General features: G+C 49.8%; 1 protein-coding gene. It reads right to left on the bottom strand.

The annotated features are described in order from the left end of the window. Positions 1 to 131: 131 nt before the first annotated feature. Positions 132 to 323: hypothetical protein (locus tag E1189_RS24235; protein WP_230459806.1), on the bottom strand; the 192-nt coding region annotated here is incomplete at its 5' end.

Here is a 323-nt window from a genome sequence, read left to right as displayed (position 1 = left end):
TTCATTCCTGAAACTTTGATACCCCAAACAAGTCTGAATGACTGGTTATTTTGATTTGCCCATGGATAGCCAGCTATTTGGAATAAACCTGAAGGGTACTGATAATGGACATCCGCTCGTTTTCAGCTGTTTCACATCCTCTTATCGTCCCTTCCCCCGAAGCAGTCTCTGCTTATCCGGCCACACGTCTTGAGCACCCAGAAACGACGGGGTGCAGGCCACTGACGACCACGGACATCAGACACCTCACCAGTTATTCCATCTCTCTTGCCCCCCCAGCAGCACTTATTGCCCATAACCAGTACTCTGCCGCGGTACTGAAA

The organism is Parendozoicomonas verongulae, assembly GCF_009711465.1.
Lineage (GTDB): Bacteria > Pseudomonadota > Gammaproteobacteria > Pseudomonadales > Endozoicomonadaceae > Sansalvadorimonas > Sansalvadorimonas verongulae.
Note: the sequence above shows the minus strand (reverse complement) of the source record. Positions and strands in the feature narration are given on the sequence as shown.